General features: G+C 40.9%; 18 protein-coding genes. 15 read left to right on the forward strand and 3 right to left on the reverse strand.

Going from position 1 to position 16,400, the window contains the following annotated elements; all coding sequences use genetic code 11:
• Positions 1–243: 243 nt before the first annotated feature.
• The 7 genes from HUW48_RS05890 (at position 244) to HUW48_RS05920 (ending at position 6,434) form a co-directional block, all read left to right on the forward strand.
• A complete protein-coding gene (locus HUW48_RS05890) occupies positions 244–1,176 on the forward strand; it encodes a PLP-dependent cysteine synthase family protein (protein WP_182414797.1) in 933 nt (310 codons plus the stop codon).
• Between the two features lie 162 nt (positions 1,177–1,338).
• A complete protein-coding gene (locus HUW48_RS05895; RefSeq protein ID WP_182414798.1) occupies positions 1,339–1,776 on the forward strand; it encodes a Mov34/MPN/PAD-1 family protein in 438 nt (145 codons plus the stop codon).
• Between the two features lie 3 nt (positions 1,777–1,779).
• On the forward strand, positions 1,780–2,055 hold the full coding sequence (locus HUW48_RS05900) for a MoaD/ThiS family protein (protein ID WP_182414799.1): 276 nt from the start codon (positions 1,780–1,782) through the stop codon (positions 2,053–2,055).
• A 99-nt stretch (positions 2,056–2,154) separates the two neighbouring features.
• Positions 2,155–3,297: a molybdopterin-synthase adenylyltransferase MoeB gene (moeB, locus tag HUW48_RS05905; protein WP_182414800.1), complete on the forward strand. Its 1,143-nt coding sequence runs from the start codon at positions 2,155–2,157 to the stop codon at positions 3,295–3,297.
• Positions 3,298–3,468: 171 nt separating this feature from the next.
• The gene (locus HUW48_RS05910; protein ID WP_182414801.1) at positions 3,469–4,146 is read left to right on the forward strand and encodes a phosphoadenylyl-sulfate reductase; all 678 of its coding nucleotides are present in this window, start codon (positions 3,469–3,471) and stop codon (positions 4,144–4,146) included.
• Between the two features lie 3 nt (positions 4,147–4,149).
• Positions 4,150–5,088 carry an NAD-dependent epimerase/dehydratase family protein gene (locus HUW48_RS05915; RefSeq protein ID WP_182414802.1) on the forward strand — a complete coding sequence of 313 codons (939 nt, stop codon included), beginning with the start codon at positions 4,150–4,152 and terminating at the stop codon, positions 5,086–5,088.
• 368 nt (positions 5,089–5,456) lie between these two features.
• Complete coding sequence (locus tag HUW48_RS05920) at positions 5,457–6,434, forward strand: EamA family transporter (protein WP_182414803.1); 978 nt, start codon at positions 5,457–5,459, stop codon at positions 6,432–6,434.
• Positions 6,435–6,940: 506 nt separating this feature from the next.
• On the opposite strand, the gene HUW48_RS05925 is transcribed toward HUW48_RS05920, so the two are convergent.
• Positions 6,941–7,777, reverse strand: coding sequence for a sulfite exporter TauE/SafE family protein (locus tag HUW48_RS05925; protein ID WP_246343706.1), 837 nt, complete (start codon positions 7,775–7,777; stop codon positions 6,941–6,943).
• A gap of 124 nt (positions 7,778–7,901) precedes the next feature.
• Positions 7,902–9,551: an adenine deaminase gene (gene ade / locus HUW48_RS05930; RefSeq protein WP_182414804.1), complete on the reverse strand. Its 1,650-nt coding sequence runs from the start codon at positions 9,549–9,551 to the stop codon at positions 7,902–7,904.
• Positions 9,552–9,633: 82 nt separating this feature from the next.
• Between ade and HUW48_RS05935 the strand changes: the two genes are divergently transcribed.
• The 5 genes from HUW48_RS05935 (at position 9,634) to HUW48_RS05955 (ending at position 13,123) form a co-directional block, all read left to right on the forward strand.
• Positions 9,634–9,795: a hypothetical protein gene (locus HUW48_RS05935; RefSeq protein WP_182414805.1), complete on the forward strand. Its 162-nt coding sequence runs from the start codon at positions 9,634–9,636 to the stop codon at positions 9,793–9,795.
• Positions 9,796–9,813: 18 nt separating this feature from the next.
• Entirely contained in the window at positions 9,814–10,527 is a 714-nt protein-coding gene (cmk, locus tag HUW48_RS05940; RefSeq protein WP_182414806.1) for a (d)CMP kinase, read from the forward strand.
• A gap of 191 nt (positions 10,528–10,718) precedes the next feature.
• Entirely contained in the window at positions 10,719–11,600 is an 882-nt protein-coding gene (locus tag HUW48_RS05945; RefSeq protein ID WP_182414807.1) for a 4-hydroxy-3-methylbut-2-enyl diphosphate reductase, read from the forward strand.
• 84 nt (positions 11,601–11,684) lie between these two features.
• Entirely contained in the window at positions 11,685–12,227 is a 543-nt protein-coding gene (locus HUW48_RS05950) for a DUF502 domain-containing protein (protein ID WP_182414808.1), read from the forward strand.
• A gap of 95 nt (positions 12,228–12,322) precedes the next feature.
• On the forward strand, positions 12,323–13,123 hold the full coding sequence (locus HUW48_RS05955) for an alpha/beta fold hydrolase (RefSeq protein ID WP_182414809.1): 801 nt from the start codon (positions 12,323–12,325) through the stop codon (positions 13,121–13,123).
• A 144-nt stretch (positions 13,124–13,267) separates the two neighbouring features.
• Here HUW48_RS05955 and HUW48_RS05960 read toward each other — a convergent pair whose 3' ends face one another.
• A complete protein-coding gene (locus tag HUW48_RS05960) occupies positions 13,268–13,792 on the reverse strand; it encodes a hypothetical protein (protein WP_182414810.1) in 525 nt (174 codons plus the stop codon).
• 194 nt (positions 13,793–13,986) lie between these two features.
• Between HUW48_RS05960 and HUW48_RS05965 the strand changes: the two genes are divergently transcribed.
• Genes HUW48_RS05965 through HUW48_RS05975 form a run of 3 tightly spaced genes read left to right on the forward strand, consistent with a single transcriptional unit; the run spans position 13,987 to position 16,334 of the window.
• On the forward strand, positions 13,987–14,436 hold the full coding sequence (locus HUW48_RS05965) for an ATP-dependent zinc protease family protein (protein WP_182414811.1): 450 nt from the start codon (positions 13,987–13,989) through the stop codon (positions 14,434–14,436).
• Positions 14,437–14,457: 21 nt separating this feature from the next.
• Positions 14,458–15,372: a 30S ribosomal protein S6--L-glutamate ligase gene (rimK, locus tag HUW48_RS05970; RefSeq protein ID WP_182414812.1), complete on the forward strand. Its 915-nt coding sequence runs from the start codon at positions 14,458–14,460 to the stop codon at positions 15,370–15,372.
• The gene (locus HUW48_RS05975; RefSeq protein WP_182414813.1) at positions 15,372–16,334 is read left to right on the forward strand and encodes a succinylglutamate desuccinylase/aspartoacylase family protein; all 963 of its coding nucleotides are present in this window, start codon (positions 15,372–15,374) and stop codon (positions 16,332–16,334) included. Before rimK ends, HUW48_RS05975 begins: the two co-directional genes overlap by 1 nt.
• The last annotated feature ends 66 nt before the right edge of the window (positions 16,335–16,400 follow it).

Genomic DNA, 16,400 nt, shown 5'->3' on the forward strand with positions numbered 1-16,400 from the left:
TTAGAGCCTTTCCGAAACTAGGAACGGCTTTTTTTGTTTATAGATAAAAGAAATAAAAAATGAACGAACAACTAATTTTCAACTTTGCGGCGTGTTGCTGTTGCTGTGCTTGCCCTCGGGAAGGCCTTGATGCGCCTGCGTGTTGATTTTAGGATACGTATATATCATCAAGCCTTTCCCAAACCGGAAAGGCTTTTTTTATTTCTTTTTCATAAAAAACTTAAGACTTAAACATTTTAAAATATGCTTCTTACCGCCGAAACGCTTGATTTACAAGAGCAATTAAATAATTTGAGTTCCTTTGTCGGCAATACACCGTTATTCCCGATTACCCGGGCTTTTTCTAAACCGGGAGTAAAAATTTATGCTAAGCTGGAGTGGCAGCAATTAGGAGGGAGCGTAAAAGCCCGACCGGCTTTCCGGATTATTCAGGATGCGGTAAAAAGCGGCCGCTTACAGCCTGGTCAATCTTTGTTAGATGCTTCGAGCGGTAATACGGCTATTGCCTACGCTGCTATTGGCGCTGCTATTCAAATACCCGTTACTATTTGCTTACCCGAAAATGCCTCGGAAGAACGTAAAACTTTACTTAAAGCTTTTGGAGCTAATATTGTTTATACGTCGCGGTTCGGCTCTACAGATGAGGCCCAGGAAATAGCTAAACAGTTGTTCTCAGATTACCCTGACCGGTATTTCTACGCTGACCAATATGGCAACCAAAGTAACTGGCAAGCCCATTACCATACTACCGCCAACGAAATTTTCCGGCAAACCAAAGGAGAAATAACCCACTTTGTAGCGGGTTTGGGAACTACCGGGACTTTTACCGGAACCAGTCGGCGGTTAAAAGAATTAAATTCAGCGATTGAATTAATTTCTTTGCAGCCCGATGCGGCCATGCATGGTTTAGAAGGTTGGAAGCATTTAGAAACAGCGCGCGTGCCTAAAATCTACGATGGTACATTGGCTAACCAGAATTTAGCTATCGACACATATGAGGCCTTTGATTTAATACAGAAAGTATCGCAAACCGAAGGTTTACTGGTTAGTCCATCGGCGGCCGCTAACCTGGCCGGAGCCATTAAAGTGGCCGAAAGCATCGACGAAGGTGTAATTGTTACGGTTTTCCCGGATAATGCCGAAAAGTATAGTGAAGTTTTAAAATCGCTTTTTTAGACACTAGTATCTGGATGTTAGTTTTAGATGGGATTTAGTAATTCTTTAAAATTTTATCTGATTTCCTGGTGCAAGTTTAGCGAAGCATAAAAATAAGAAGCCAGTTTGTAACTGGCGGAAATACCCGAGTTCTTTCTTTATAGAATTAGTAAAACGAAATAAATGAAACTACAACTGGCAGAAGCCGCTCAACGCATTATACAAGAACACGCTACTGAGATTTATCCGGATGAGTGTTGCGGTTTTCTGTACGGCGAAGAAAATGACGTTCGACTGATACAAGAAGCTATACAAGTAATAAATAGCAAAGACGGAGACAAACGCCGCCGTTTCGAAATATCGCCGGAAGATTACATGCGGGCCGAACGATACGCACTGGAAAATAACACGAATTTACTGGGGGTGTATCATTCGCACCCCAATCATCCGGCCCGGCCTTCTGAGCACGATTTAAAGCAAGCCGTACCTTTTTTCTCTTACATTATTGTATCAGTAATGGAGGGAAAAGTAGCGGATATAACTTCCTGGCAATTAAATGAAGATAGCCAGTTCGAAGAAGAGAAAATTTTACAAACCGAAAATTATACTAGCAATACCTAAAAAATGGCAAAAGTAATTATTCCTACTCCGCTCCGGAAATTTACCGGCAACCAGGCTACCATTGAAACAAATGGAACCACTGTACTGGAAAGCTTGCAAAGCTTAGCTGAAACGCATCCTGAAATAAAGAAACACTTATTCGACGATGCGGGACAAGTACGTAAGTTTGTGCGGTTATACCTGGGCGACGAAGACATTAAAGCTTTGCAAAATGAACAAACGCCGGTGCAATCCGGCTCGGTTATCAGTATTATTCCAGCTATTGCAGGTGGAGTTTAGATCAAAGTAAATAGCTGATTATCTGTATATCATAAAATTTAGTAAATAAAATGCCAGAAAATACCGGCATACCAAAAGTAAAAGTTTATACCTATTAAAATGGTAACTTTCAGTAAAGAAGAATTAGAGCGGTACAGCCGCCATTTAATTATCCCCGAATTTAATATTGAGGGACAACGCCGCTTAAAAGCCGCCAAAGTGTTGATAGTAGGCACCGGCGGCTTAGGAAGTCCGCTGTTGTTATATTTAACAGCTGCCGGCGTAGGAACTATTGGAATCCTAGACTTTGATATTGTAGATGATAGCAACCTGCAACGCCAGGTTCTGTTTAGCGTTTCGGACGTAGGCCGGCCTAAAGTGGAAGCTGCTAAAGCCCGCTTGGAAGCTTTAAATCCGCACGTAAACTTTGTAGTGCATAACGAGCGCCTCACCTCCGAAAATGCGCTGGATATTATCAAAGATTACGACCTGGTAGCTGATGGTACCGATAATTTCCCGACCCGTTATTTAGTAAATGATGCCTGTGTTATTTTAGGGAAACCTAATGTTTACGGTTCTATTTTCCGGTTCGAAGGTCAGGTTTCGGTATTTAACTATACCGATGCCGAAGGTAAAACCGGACCCAACTACCGCGATTTATTTCCTACTCCGCCACCGCCTGGTTTGGTACCCAGCTGCGCCGAAGGCGGCGTGCTAGGCGTTTTGCCTGGTATTATAGGTTCTTTGCAAGCCAACGAGGTAATTAAAGTCTTAACCGGAGTAGGAGAGCCTTTATCCGGTCGGTTATTTTTGTTCGATGCGGCTACTTTCGAAACCCGGGTATTGAAAGTTCACAAAGACCTAAGCAACGCTCCCATAACGGAACTGATTGATTACGAATTTTTCTGTGGTATTGGCGCCGAAGACGAAGAAGATAAGCTAAAAGTAAAAGAAATTACAGTTAGCGATTTACAAGCCTGGCAAGAAACTAATACCGACTTCCAGTTGATTGACGTGCGCGAACCTTACGAATACGAAATTGCCAATTTGCACGGCGAATTAATTCCGTTGGCCGAAGTAGAAACGGCCGTTGATAAAATTGCTTCCGATAAAAATGTAGTAGTACATTGTCGCTCTGGTGCCCGTAGCGCAAAAGCTATTGCCGCCTTAGAGAAGAAGTATGGTTTTAAAAACTTGTATAATTTAAAAGGCGGCATTTTAGCCTGGGCCAATGAAATTGACCCAACCATGGCAAAGTATTAATTAGTCGACAGACCATAGTCCATAGTCCATAGAGTTTAAGGAGCAATATTGCAATTATCATCCTTAAAACAAATACAATGAACTATTGACTATCATACTAAAATTTAACTGTCAACAAACGAGAATTAATGAAACTGTGGTCTATGGACCATAGACTATGGACTAAAAACAATGACTGAATTTGAACAATTAACCGAAGATATCCGGCAGGATTTAGATGGCTATAAAGCCCGCGGTTTAAAAATATTTGCTTCCTCGTCGTTGCAAACGAATAGTATGCCGCTCCTGCATATTATTAGCCAGGTTGCTCCCGAAATACCGGTTTATTTTTTAAATACCGGTTACCATTTTCCGGAAACGCTGGCTTTCCGGCAACAGGTGAAAGATTTACTAGGTTTAAATATTACCGATTTATATTCCGCGGTACCCAAATACCAGCAACGCGATGCTTCTGGCCGTTTGTTGTTTACCTCCGACCCGGATTATTGCTGCTACTTAAACAAAATACAGCCGTTAGAGCCTATTTTAGCCAGTAACGATGTGTGGATTAGCGGCGTCCGCGGCGATCAGAGTAAAGTACGGGCGCAAATGAAACGCGAAGAAAAAGCGCCTAATGGCGTATTGCGTTACCACCCAATGCTCGGTTGGACAAGTAAAATGGTATACGATTACATCCGTTTGCATAAATTACCCAAACATCCGCTCGAAGGCGAAGGCTATGTAAGCATTGGCTGCGAGCCTTGCACCCGCAAAATAGACGTAGATGCTTTACTCGACGACCGCAATGGCCGCTGGTTTGGCCTGAACAAAACCGAATGCGGTTTACATACGCAATTAATCACCAAATAAAACATGAAAATACTCCTTACTGGCGGTGCTGGGTATATTGGCACCGAACTGACGCATGAGCTCCTGAAAAACCCGGAAGTAGAAGAATTAATTATTTACGATAATCTTAGCCGGCGTAATTTTAATTTATTTATTGGTCGTAACCATTTACCCGATAATCGGGTGAAATTTATAATGGGCGACATTCTGGATTCTTACAAACTGCGCAAGGTTATTAGTGGGGTAGATGTAGTGTACCACCTGGCCGCTAAAGTACTTACTACTTTTTCGAACGACGATCCGCATTTGTTTGAACAGGTGAACCATTGGGGTAGCGCCGAATTAAGCTATGCATTGGAGCAAAGCAACGTTAAAAAGGTATTTTACCTCAGTTCTGCTTCGGTTTATGGCGATTCAAATGTGCCGATGGACGAAAACACCGAACCGCAGCCACGTACCTACTATGGTTTATCCAAGCACAACGGCGAAAAGATGATTTCTCGCTTATCAGATCGGATACAAACCTATATTATCCGGTGCGGTAATGTGTATGGTTATAGCCGTAGCTTACGGTTCGATTCGGTGATTAATAAATTTATGTTCGATGCGCATTTTACTAACCGGATTACGGTACAAGGGAGTGGCAAACAACAGCGAGCGTTTGTGCATATTCACAAGGTAAGCCAGGATTTAGCCAGTATCCTTACCCACGATTTCCCTTCTGGAACGTACAATTTGGTAGATAAGAATTTAAGCATTAATGAGCTGGCAGATACCATGAAAGAAATTTATCCGGATCTGGAAATGCTTTTTGTTTTACAAGATCGTAAATCCAGGACGTTATTTTTAAATCCGGATAGCCGTTTAGAGTCTATTTCAACGTATCGGCCCCGCACTATTACCGAAGAACTAATTGAGTTTAGCCACCACTTTGCATTTGTACCTAGTGGCTATTATAAATAAACGTTAACTATAGTACTGAACAAAGACAAAATATTGCCAGTTTTAAGCGATATTTTGTCTTTGTTTTGTATATCGAAGTTATTTTTTAAAGTAAAATCTCTGTTTAGGATTAGAGTGATGCCGCTTCTGGAAAGCAACAAGTCTTTCTAATTAAGTAAAGTTTCCATTTCAAGAGTGAAACTTTAGCCTTTTCTTACCTCCTCTAGTTTAGAATATCCCTGTCTTCAGGTATAACTTACCAAAAGAATTTTTCAGGTTTGCCCCCCAATGTTTAAAATTAACCTTTTTAGGAGATTGCACTTGTGGTAGTAAATGCCTCTCTTTGTAGTGTTAGCGCCGGAAAGTTCTAATAATGTAAACTTTTATTTTTGAAAACTTCGATTATGACCCCAACTGTGCCCCCTTCGCGGGTTAAAATATACCTGGCTTTTGCGGCTATTTACCTTATCTGGGGATCTACTTTTTTAGGTATTCGGTTTACTATAGAAACCATGCCCCCCTTGTTTATGTCTGGTACCCGTTTTTTACTGGCTGGGCTTATTTTGTACGCGTTTGCCCGTTTGCAGAAAATTCCTACTCCGAGCTTAAAACAAGCAAAAACCAGTGCCATAATTGGTTTTTTTCTGGTATTAGTAGGCAATGGGGGAGTAGCATGGGCCGAACAGGCAGTACCTTCGAGTATGGCAGCATTACTTATTGCTACTGTGCCGTTATGGATTACTTTATTAGGTTATCTGTTCTTCGGGAAGTCAAAACCAGGTACAAAAACTATACTTGGGTTATTTTTAGGTTTGGTTGGGGTACTTACTTTAATTGGTCCGGATAACTTATTAGGGCACGGTAAAATGGATGTATGGAGCATGTTAGTAATTATTATCAGTACAGTTTCGTGGGCCTTTGGTTCTTTGTATGCCGCGCGCGGCAAAAATGTAGCAGCTCCTGTTATGTCAACGGCCATTCAAATGATTACGGGTGGCTTGCTGCAGTTGGTATTTGGCATATTTCTAGGGGAATACAATGAATTGAATTTTGCAGCTTTTTCCAGTAAGTCTATTCTGGCTTTTGCTTACCTGGTAGTATTTGGTTCATTAATTGGCTTTTCATCTTATAGTTGGCTTATTCGGGTGGCGCCGCCCAGCCGGGTGGCAACGTATGCCTACGTGAACCCGCTCGTAGCTGTATTATTGGGTTGGTTGTTTGCGAACGAAGCAGTTACCTTTCAAATGTTACTGGCTGCTTTATTCATACTGCCCGCTGTAATTCTAATACTACAGGCTAATGCCCAAAAAGAACAGGTAGTACCTATTCCAACACCACAAATTGCCGGAGCAGAAAAGGGTAAGTAATATTTTTAAATTTACTACTCTTTAATTTTAACTAACCAGTTTCAGGATAGCCTACTCCAGATAAACACTTACTTTATTAACTTTTACAAGAAAAAGCAATTTTCATATTTAATTGCTTGTAAATCAATACCTACTAACTTTCTTGTTATAGTGAAAAATGTAATTGCAAAATAACTGAATGGTATTGTATAAGGACTGGGTTGTTAGATGATATATTCGCTATTATGGATATAGGTAAATTAGGTAGAATGAGGGTATTGGAAAATACGACTTATAATTTGGGGAAAGCGCGGCAATATTTACTTATAGTTAAGAGAATTAAATTTCTAGCCGTAAAAATCAGGATGCAGCAAAGGTTGATTAAATTAGATATGGCCAAAATCAACTTAAATAATGAGGTAATTTATAGTAAAGGTTTATGGTAAAAGGATAATTACTAGTAAGTAAGAGTTAATTACATTTAATAAATTTATTGTAAGGTTGCTATTAACAACTGTAGCATTCAATCAGAAAGAAATATTAAAAAGAACCCCAGCTTTAAAGATAATATTTATAATAAGCGTCATACCTGCTAAAAACAAGCCCATCCCAATTAAGTAATCTAAACGAGGCAGAGATGATTCTAACTTCTTTGAATACTGACCTATCGTTGCACCCAAAGCAAAGCCCAGCATAAGCGGTAGACATTTTTCCCAGACAACATGACCTAACCAGAAATGCGTGCTGAAGCCGGTTATGCTAGTAATTAGTAAAATAAATAAGGAAGTGGATGTCGCTATTTTGTTAGGCATCCGGAAAATTTTGATCATAGCTGGGGTTTGCAGAAAGCCTCCTCCAATACCAAATAACCCGGCAATAGTACCTGTTAAAAAGCCAAAGAAAACTACCAGGCTCCCGTTTAAACGATAAGCGAGGTGTTTGTTATGATTTTTACGAATGAACGAAGTAGGCAGGTGGCTCATGCGATACATCATGCCCGTGTGGCGCAAGCTTTGAGATGCATTCTTGGGAGTGCCTAATAAATAGAAACCTACAATAATAACAAAAAACGCAAAGGTAAACTGCAATTCTAATACTGGTAAAAAAGTTACCAGAAAAGCCCCAAGCACCGTACCGCCCATGGCCGGAAATTGAATAAGTGAGGCTACCAGGTAATCAATATTCTTTTCGCGGTAATTAAAAAACGAGGCAATTAAAGCCGCCGGTACCATCGCCGACATGGAACTGCCAATAGCTATCTCAATGGGATACTGAAAGAATATGATTAAAATAGGTACCATGAAAACACCACCGCCAAAGCCAACGATGGTACCAAAAGCACTAACCAGTATACCTACTAGCATCAGTAGGAGAGGAGTAATCAAAAAATCCATCCGCACCTGAAATTTTTGGCATACGGGAGCCGAATATATATCAGAAGCCGCTTACTTAGCCGGCTTAAATAATCTTAAAATAATAATTTAGTAATTAAGTGGACAAGGTAACCGGAGTAAAAGTGAACTTCTCGCCATCGAATAATCCTTGGTCGCTCAATTTTAATGCCGGAATAACCAATAGCCCCATAAACGACAAAGTCATAAAAGGAGAATGCAGGGTACTACCCAATTCTTTGCTCATGGCATCTATCTCCGAATAGGCCAGTGCTACCTCATACCCATTCTCAGCCGACATAATTCCGGCAACCGGCAGCGGTAATAATTTTAAATCACCGCCATTTACTGCCGCAATTCCGCCATGTACTTCAATTAGTAAGTTTACAGCTTTGCAAATGCTAACATCATCGGTACCTACAGCAATAATATTGTGCGAATCATGCGCCACTGACGAAGCAATTGCACCAGTTTTTAAATTAAAATTTTTGATAAAGCCAATAGCTGGTTTTTCGTTTCGGTACCGGTTTACTACCGCAATTTTTAGAATATCGTTTTCTACATCGGCTATAGCATTATTTTCGGGGGTGAGCAAAGCGGGTGCATTTATTCTGCCTGTAATTAATTGACCGTCGTATGCTTCAATTACGTTTAGTTGTACGGACCCGGAAACCGGAAAATGAAAGTCAGCGGCTGCTTTTAACTGGGTATTAAAGTTATTTATAATTTCGCTGGGCGTAAATTCTAATTTGGTTACTCCGTGTTCGGCTACCAGTTCGCCGTTGATAAAAGTTTCTAAAACCGAAAAATCAGGGCTTAGCGAATCAGTTATAATAAAATCAGCCGGATCATGTTCGCGGAGCAAACCTACTTCTAAACCGTAATGCACTACCGGATTAACGCAAGCCGCTCTTAATACGGTAAACACATCTATATTGCGGGCTAGTGCTCGTTTAACTAAGGCATTAATATGACTTTCAACTAAATCGTTCGGGTGTTTATCGTCGGAGCAAAACATAATCTGGTTCTGATACTCCGGTAATAGCTCAATCAGAGCTTCAAAATTTTTGGCTGCGCTGCCTTCCCGGATAAGAATTTTCATACCGGCTGCTAATTTATCCCGGGCTTCCTCGGCGGTAAAACATTCGTGGTCGGTAGTAATACCGGCTGCAGCGTATTTTTGCGCCTGTTCGCCGCGTAAGCCGGGAGCATGACCATCCACTTGTTTGCCAAACTTTTGGGCTAAAGTAATTTTTTGCATTACCAGCGGGTCCTGCTGTAATACGCCGGGCCAGTTCATCATTTCGGCCAAATACTTTACTTCCGGATTCTGAAATAAATCTTCAATATCATCCGGCGATATTTCAGCACCGGCCGTTTCGAAAGGAGTAGCGGGTACGCAGGAAGGAGCGCCAAAATAAAATTTAAACGGTACTTTTTTGCCATTCTCTATCATGTATTCCACGCCTTTTATTCCCAGCACGTTGGCAATCTCGTGCGGGTCCGATACGGTAGCTACCGTACCGTGCGGAACGGCCAGCCGGGCAAATTCGCTCGGAACAAGCATGGAGCTTTCGATGTGGACATGCGCATCAATAAAGCCAGGTAAAATAAATTGCTGACTCACTACTGGTTCGCGGGTTATATGCGCGATTTTACCGTTAGTTACGGCAATAGTTCCACTAAAAATTTGTTTATGTATTACGTCTACGATCTGGCCGCTGACTTTAAATTCCCGGTAAGACATGGTTTAGCTGGTTCCGATTAATTTACGTATACTACGAATCGTAAGTACAATTTACGCTATATTCGCACGAAATTTTGAAGTTTTGAGAAAGATAATTTTAAGCTTAGCGGTTGTAGGGTTGCTGCTGGCTGGCTCCGAAACAGCTTGTACTCGTCAACAAACTCCGCAACAGAAAAAAACGAAATCCTTTAAACGTAGCCACCGGGCAGGTAAATCCATGCCTTGCCCTAAGAAAGATTGTTAGCCCACCAACCCGGTTTTTATGAAAAAAATTGTCATTGCCATTGACGGACATTCTTCTTGCGGGAAAAGTACTACTGCTAAACTGGTAGCCAAAGAAATGGGATACGCTTATATTGATACCGGTGCCATGTACCGGGCAGTTACCTTATATTTTCTCCAGAATTACATTGATTTTACCAATCAAAAAAGAATTTTGCAAGCCCTGGAAAATATCCATATTACTTTTGAGCGGAATCCGAAAACTTCACGCAACGAAGCTTTTTTAAACGGCCTGAATGTGGAAGATGAGATCCGAAAAATGTACATCTCCGATAAAGTAAGCGAAGTTAGTGTAATACCAGAAGTTCGCCACGCCATGGTACACCAGCAACAAAAAATGGGCAAGCGCCGGGGAGTAGTAATGGATGGGCGGGACATTGGTACGGCCGTTTTCCCGGATGCGGAAGTAAAAATATTTATGACCGCCGACGTAATTACCCGAGCCCAACGCCGCCAGCGCGAATTACTTGAAAAAGAAGAAATGGTGCCTTTGGATGCTATAATAGAAAATTTAAAAAAGCGCGATTTAATTGATTCAACCCGCAAAGAAAGCCCGTTAATTCAGGCGCCCGATGCCGCCTTGCTGGACACATCTTATATTACTATTGACGAACAAGTTGATTTTGTGCTGCGTAAAGTGGCCGAAAAAATTTGCAGTCCGGAGTTTTTACAGTCTAAAAATCAAATAAAATAGGGCGGTGGCTAAAACAAAATTTTAAATTTAGTAAATTTTAAAAGCTGCTTGGGTTATTTTATGTTGCCAGAACATCATTATTAACTACTTACAGAATGGAATCAAAATGGATTAATTCTTGTATGCTGAAAAACACTATTTAACCTGATTTTAGTAATAATTCAACAATTTAACCTTTTACCAATTTCAATATGGACATAGCCATAGATAAAAATTCCGGATACTGTTTTGGAGTAGAATTCGCCATTCAAATGGCCGAAGACGAAATGGAAAATGCCGCTGAATTGTATTGTTTAGGTGATATTGTTCATAATAGTATGGAAGTAAAGCGGTTGTACGAAAAAGGACTGCGCATTATTGACCGCGAACAATTAAAAGAGTTGCGCGACAGCAAAGTTCTGATTCGGGCTCATGGCGAACCGCCGGAAACTTACAAAATTGCTTTAGAGAACAACCTGGAGCTGATTGATGCTTCTTGCCCGGTAGTGCTAAAATTGCAAAACCGGGTAAAACACGCGTTTGATATATCTAAAGCTAAAAATGGCCAAATTGTTATATACGGGCAGCAAGGCCACGCCGAAGTAATAGGTATAGCCGGGCAAACCCAGAACGAAGCTATTATTGTAACTTCCGAAGCCGATTTAGCTAAGATAGATTTTACTAAACCTGTTACCTTGTTTAGCCAAACTACTAAAAGCACTAAAGGTTTTTACCAGATTAAAGCCAGCATTGAACAGCAAATCGCGCAAGCGGGCGGCCGCCTGGCTAACTTTGACCCTAATGATAGTATTTGCCGCCAGGTATCTAACCGGGAGCCCCAGTTAACTAAATTTGCCGCCGAGTACGAGGTAATTATTTTTGTAAGCGGGAAAAAAAGCTCGAATGGTAAAGCCTTATTTGCGGTTTGCCAGGCAACTAACCCTAATAGTTACTTCGTGGAGAATGCCGATGAATTGGAACCAGCCTGGTTTGAAGGAGTTAACTCAGTGGGTATTTGCGGCGCAACTTCCACTCCTATGTGGCTAATGCAGCAAGTAGCTACTAAAATTGAAGCTTTAATACCAGTTAAGTAAGCGGATAGATATTAAATTTTGGCTATTGCTTAACTGCTCCTAGCTTTTTAACTGCTACCCCGATCTGTTTACCATACTTGCTCAATGAAACGTTTTTTCCGTTATTTCCTGAACGGGTTCCTGGTGATGGCGCCTATCAGTATTACTATTTATATCATTCTGGCAATTATCCAATGGTTAGATGAGTTTTTTGACTTAGGTATTCCGGGTTTGGGTATTCTGGTAATGATAGTGCTGCTTACCCTGGTAGGTTTTATCAGTTCCTCGTTTCTGGTACGACCCTTCTTAATAATCACGGAAAGGCTTTTTAACCGGGTACCTATTGTTAGTATTATTTATTCTTCCATTAAAGATTTATTTAATGCCTTTGTAGGCGATAACCAGAAATTTAATAAACCCGTGCTGGTTAAAATGAACGAAATACCCGAAACCTTCCGGATGGGTTTTATTACGCACGAAAGCCTTACGGCTATTAACCAGGAAGAAAAAATGGCCGTTTATTTTCCGGACTCGTATAATTTTTCCGGTGAATTATGGATTGTTAACCGGGACAATGTGGTTCATTTAGATTTGCCTAGCTCCGAAGTAATGAAATTTATTGTCTCCGGCGGAGTGGCGAAATTGTGATTTAGTCCCCAGTCGATAGTACATAGACCATAGTTTTTGAGTAGTGGTATTTTTACTAAACTCATAACTTTTAACTTTTAACTTTCTACTCGCTCGTGTTTGTTCAGATAGGTAGGTCGCGGTTGCATTATCGGGTATATGGAACCGGCGAACAGGTGGTGTTGGCTTTTCACGGGTACGGACAAGATCATTCGCATTTTTACAACATGTCGCAGGCGTTGCCGCACGCTAAAATAGTAGCCTTCGATTTATTTTTTCACGGCCAAAGCGTATTATATAAGGGAAATACGCCTTTGCAAAAAGAGTTTCTGGCTCAACTCATTTCTAAGTTTTTAGAAGAAGAACAGGTTAGCCGTTTTTCTTTAATGGCCTTTAGTATGGGAGGCAAGTTTGCTTTAGCTGTATTAGAAGCCTTTCCGGATAAAATAGATCAGGTTTTACTAATTGCCCCGGACGGAATTAGCACTAGTTTTTGGTACAACGTAGCCACTTATCCTGGTTGGTTACAGGGGTTATTTAAACGCACTGTTATCCGTCCGGCCCGTTTTTTCAAAATTATTAATTGGTTAGATAGTACCCGTTTAGTTGATTCAGGTTTAACTAAGTTTGCCGCCTGGCAAATGAATAGCACTCAAAAACGGTTGCGGGTTTATAAAAGCTGGACCGGTTTCCGGACATTAACTTTCGATATTCGAAAAATTGTACGCTTATTAAATAGCCGCCAGATTAAGTTTACTTTGTTTTTAGGCGAGTACGATCAGGTAATATCGGGCAAACGACTCCAGGTTTTTGCCCGTTCTATTCAGAATTGCCAGCTTATTCTTCTAAAAACCGGTCACACTTTTTTACTGCACGAGGTTGCAACTTATCTGCGCCGTCATCCAGGAGTTTTTTGAAAAATTTACTTCCCTTAAATAGTAATCAATAATTTGCCTACTTAAGTACCTTGCCTAAATTAGGTTAAAGTATATTTTCCGCTATTTAACTGACTACCAAAATATCAATAATTGAACAACAAACAAAGGGTAACGAACTACTGCTTAATTAGCTGATTGCCAAATCATTCGTTGGAATAAAAAATAACGGCCATTAATTTTTAAGACTTCAAAACGGAGGGGTAAAGATTGGTTCGTACGAGTAGTTAGAGTAGCCGTAACTGGAATTAACGCTTTATTTTTGGCGCTGGAAGTACCTTCCCGCACATCCGCTAAAGTTAGTTCGGTTAAATTTAAAGTTTTACTTATACCTTCCCGGATAACTGTTTCAAACGATTCTTTCAGGCTAGCGGTAATACTTTCCGAAGTTAATCCTTCTAAAACTGCCTGCATATCCTCGGATGCAGTCTTCTTAACAGCGGCTAATTCAGTATCGGTGGGTACATAAAGGGGAAGTTGTTCGAAGTCGTTTGCTTGTACGGCAGTAAAAACCACATTGGCTAATTCGCTTGCCGTAGCTGCGCCGCGCTCGGCCGGTACATTAGTCAAATATGAGCTAATGGGGTAAGTGGCCGATGACAAAACATTGGCAAAAAGAAGAACGGTAAAAATTAAAAATATATTTTTCATAAGGCTTCAATCGTTGGGTGCACAGAAGTAATATATACGGCAATAATCAGAAGTAGACTTATTTTGGTTGATCTAAATATTTCTAACGCGAAATAGCACGTATTATTTACTTTTACCGTAGAAATGGCTGGAGTAAAACTGTTAACAGATAAGCAGGAACGCGCGTATGGAATGTTCGGAATAGTAAAGAAAGCATGCTTTTAAAAACGAAAAAAAGAATTATTGGCCGTCGCGAGTTAATAGATTTGCCAACTTTAGAACTTTTTGGGGTAGAAGCAAAAATAGATACGGGAGCCTTTACCTCGGCTATTCATTGCTCAGATATTAGGGAGGCTATTTTACCCGATGGTACGCCGGTGATCCGTTTTAATTTGTTAGATCCCTCTCATCCTAAGTATCATCATAAAATATTTGAGTTTACTCAATTTTCGTTACGCGACATTAAAAATTCTTTCGGCGATGTGCAGGAACGTTATGTTATCCGCACTCAAATCCGGCTTTTTAATAAATTATGGGAAGCAGATTTTTCACTTTCGGATCGGAAAGACATGAAGTACCCCATCTTAATAGGACGGGCTGTATTGCAGAAAAATTTTATTGTAGATGTAGCGCGTAAAAATGTGTCGGCTAAAGCCAAAAAATAAAATACAGGAAAAAAAGAAATCATGAAAATAGCCATTCTATCCCGGAATGCGAAGCTTTATTCTACCAAGCGCTTAGTAGAAGCAGCCCAGCAACGGGGGCACGAAACAGTAGTATTAGATCATTTAAAATGCGATTTAGTAATTGAGGCGGGGCAACCTGCTATAATATATAAAGGAGCAAAACTTACCGATATAGATGCCATTATTCCGCGGATTGGTGCTTCCGTTACTTTTTACGGCACTGCGGCCGTTCGTCAGTTCGAAATGATGAAAGTAAAAAGTGCCGTTAACTCGCAAGCCATTGTTCGTTCGCGCGATAAACTGCGCTGCATGCAAATTTTATCAAGGGCTGGATTAGGTATGCCCAAAACAGCTTTTACTAATTATTCTAAAGATGTTACTCAACTTATTGCGCAGGTAGGCGGAGCACCATTGGTAATTAAATTACTCGAAGGCACGCAAGGTTTAGGTGTAGTTTTGGCCGAAACCGATAAAGCCGCCGAATCGGTAATTGAAGCATTTCATAATTTAAAAGCCCGCATTATTGTACAGGAATTTATTGCTGAATCTAAAGGAGCAGATATCCGGGCCTTTGTGGTAAACGGCGAAGTAGTAGGGGCCATGAAACGGCAGGGAAAAGAAGGCGAGTTTCGTTCTAATTTGCACCGCGGTGGTACCGGTCAGTTAATTAAACTAAGCCGGGCCGAAAAAAATGTTGCTTTACAAGCCGCTAAAGTTCTGGATTTAGATATTGCCGGAGTAGATATGCTGCAATCTGCCCGAGGGCCGCTTATTCTGGAGGTAAATTCCTCTCCGGGCTTAGAAGGTATTGAAAAAGCCACTAAAACCGATATTGCCGTTAAAATTATTGAATACACAGAAAGTTTAGTGGAAAAGAAGAAGTTAAAACGCAGTACTAAGGTTACCAAGGAATAATGGCAAAAAAAATTACCATTAACGGTAAAACTATACTGCCCGGAGAAAATGTACAGACCCGGTTATTGGTGTCGAAGTTGCCGAGTGGTACCGATATTGATATTCGGGTGTACGTTTACCGCGCTCTGGAAGATGGACCGGTTTTGTTGTTGATGGCGGGTATGCACGGCGACGAGGTAAATGGTATTGAAACTATCCGGCGGATGATTCGCCGGAAAATGTTACATCCACTCCGGGGTACCGTAATTGCTATTCCTATTTTAAATATTTACGGTTTCTTAAATTTTTCGCGCGAAGTGCCCGATGGGAAGGACGTAAATCGTAGTTTTCCGGGTTCTAAGTCTGGTTCCCTGGCCAGCCGGGTAGCCGACCGTTTTACCCGCGAAATTTTACCTTATATTGATTACGGCATTGATTTTCATACGGGTGGCGCCAGCATCAGCAATTACCCGCAAATCCGTTGTTTAATGGAGTATCCGGAAAATGAAAGAATGGCTCGGGCTTTCGGAGCACCTTTTATACTAAATGCAGAATTACGACCTAAATCGCTGCGAAAAGAAGCTTTTAACCAGGGTAAATACATCATTGTGTACGAATCGGGGGAGTCGTTGCGCTTAGATGAATTAGGTATTAAACAGGCGATACAAGGCACCGGGCAGGTTTTACAGGAGCTTGGAATGAAAGAAGTTAATCAAAAAATTACTCCTGCGCCATCATTGGTTTGTATAAAATCGAAATGGATACGGGCTAAATTTTCGGGTATTTTCCGGTGCCGGGTAAAATTAGGCCAATATGTAAAATCCGGAGAGGTTTATGGTAGCCTAGCCGACCCATACGGCAATACCGCTATTCGCCTAAAAAGCCCTTATAACGGGTATATTATAGGGCTAAATAACATGACCGTAGTAAATCAAGGAGATGCGCTCCTGCACGTTGGCTTTCCGGAAGGAACAGAACCTTGATTTACTAAATACAAGCAATTAAGAATACATTCTTAGATAATTAAGTAGAAATAGTTTGCTGAAGGA

Origin of the sequence: Adhaeribacter radiodurans (genome assembly GCF_014075995.1) — a bacterium.
Classification (GTDB): Bacteria; Bacteroidota; Bacteroidia; order Cytophagales; family Hymenobacteraceae; genus Adhaeribacter; species Adhaeribacter radiodurans.

What these genes read in the sequence shown, in the direction of transcription:
- HUW48_RS05890 (WP_182414797.1), top strand. Translation starts at nt 244, where the DNA reads ATGCTTCTTACCGCCGAAACGCTTGATTTACAAGAGCAATTAAATAAT.
- HUW48_RS05895 (WP_182414798.1), top strand. Translation starts at nt 1,339, where the DNA reads ATGAAACTACAACTGGCAGAAGCCGCTCAACGCATTATACAAGAACAC.
- HUW48_RS05900 (WP_182414799.1), top strand. Translation starts at nt 1,780, where the DNA reads ATGGCAAAAGTAATTATTCCTACTCCGCTCCGGAAATTTACCGGCAAC.
- moeB (WP_182414800.1), top strand. Translation starts at nt 2,155, where the DNA reads ATGGTAACTTTCAGTAAAGAAGAATTAGAGCGGTACAGCCGCCATTTA.
- HUW48_RS05910 (WP_182414801.1), top strand. Translation starts at nt 3,469, where the DNA reads ATGACTGAATTTGAACAATTAACCGAAGATATCCGGCAGGATTTAGAT.
- HUW48_RS05915 (WP_182414802.1), top strand. Translation starts at nt 4,150, where the DNA reads ATGAAAATACTCCTTACTGGCGGTGCTGGGTATATTGGCACCGAACTG.
- HUW48_RS05925 (WP_246343706.1), bottom strand. Translation starts at nt 7,777, where the DNA reads ATGCTAGTAGGTATACTGGTTAGTGCTTTTGGTACCATCGTTGGCTTT.
- ade (WP_182414804.1), bottom strand. Translation starts at nt 9,551, where the DNA reads ATGTCTTACCGGGAATTTAAAGTCAGCGGCCAGATCGTAGACGTAATA.
- cmk (WP_182414806.1), top strand. Translation starts at nt 9,814, where the DNA reads ATGAAAAAAATTGTCATTGCCATTGACGGACATTCTTCTTGCGGGAAA.
- HUW48_RS05945 (WP_182414807.1), top strand. Translation starts at nt 10,719, where the DNA reads ATGGACATAGCCATAGATAAAAATTCCGGATACTGTTTTGGAGTAGAA.
- HUW48_RS05950 (WP_182414808.1), top strand. Translation starts at nt 11,685, where the DNA reads ATGAAACGTTTTTTCCGTTATTTCCTGAACGGGTTCCTGGTGATGGCG.
- HUW48_RS05960 (WP_182414810.1), bottom strand. Translation starts at nt 13,792, where the DNA reads ATGAAAAATATATTTTTAATTTTTACCGTTCTTCTTTTTGCCAATGTT.
- HUW48_RS05965 (WP_182414811.1), top strand. Translation starts at nt 13,987, where the DNA reads ATGCTTTTAAAAACGAAAAAAAGAATTATTGGCCGTCGCGAGTTAATA.
- rimK (WP_182414812.1), top strand. Translation starts at nt 14,458, where the DNA reads ATGAAAATAGCCATTCTATCCCGGAATGCGAAGCTTTATTCTACCAAG.
- HUW48_RS05975 (WP_182414813.1), top strand. Translation starts at nt 15,372, where the DNA reads ATGGCAAAAAAAATTACCATTAACGGTAAAACTATACTGCCCGGAGAA.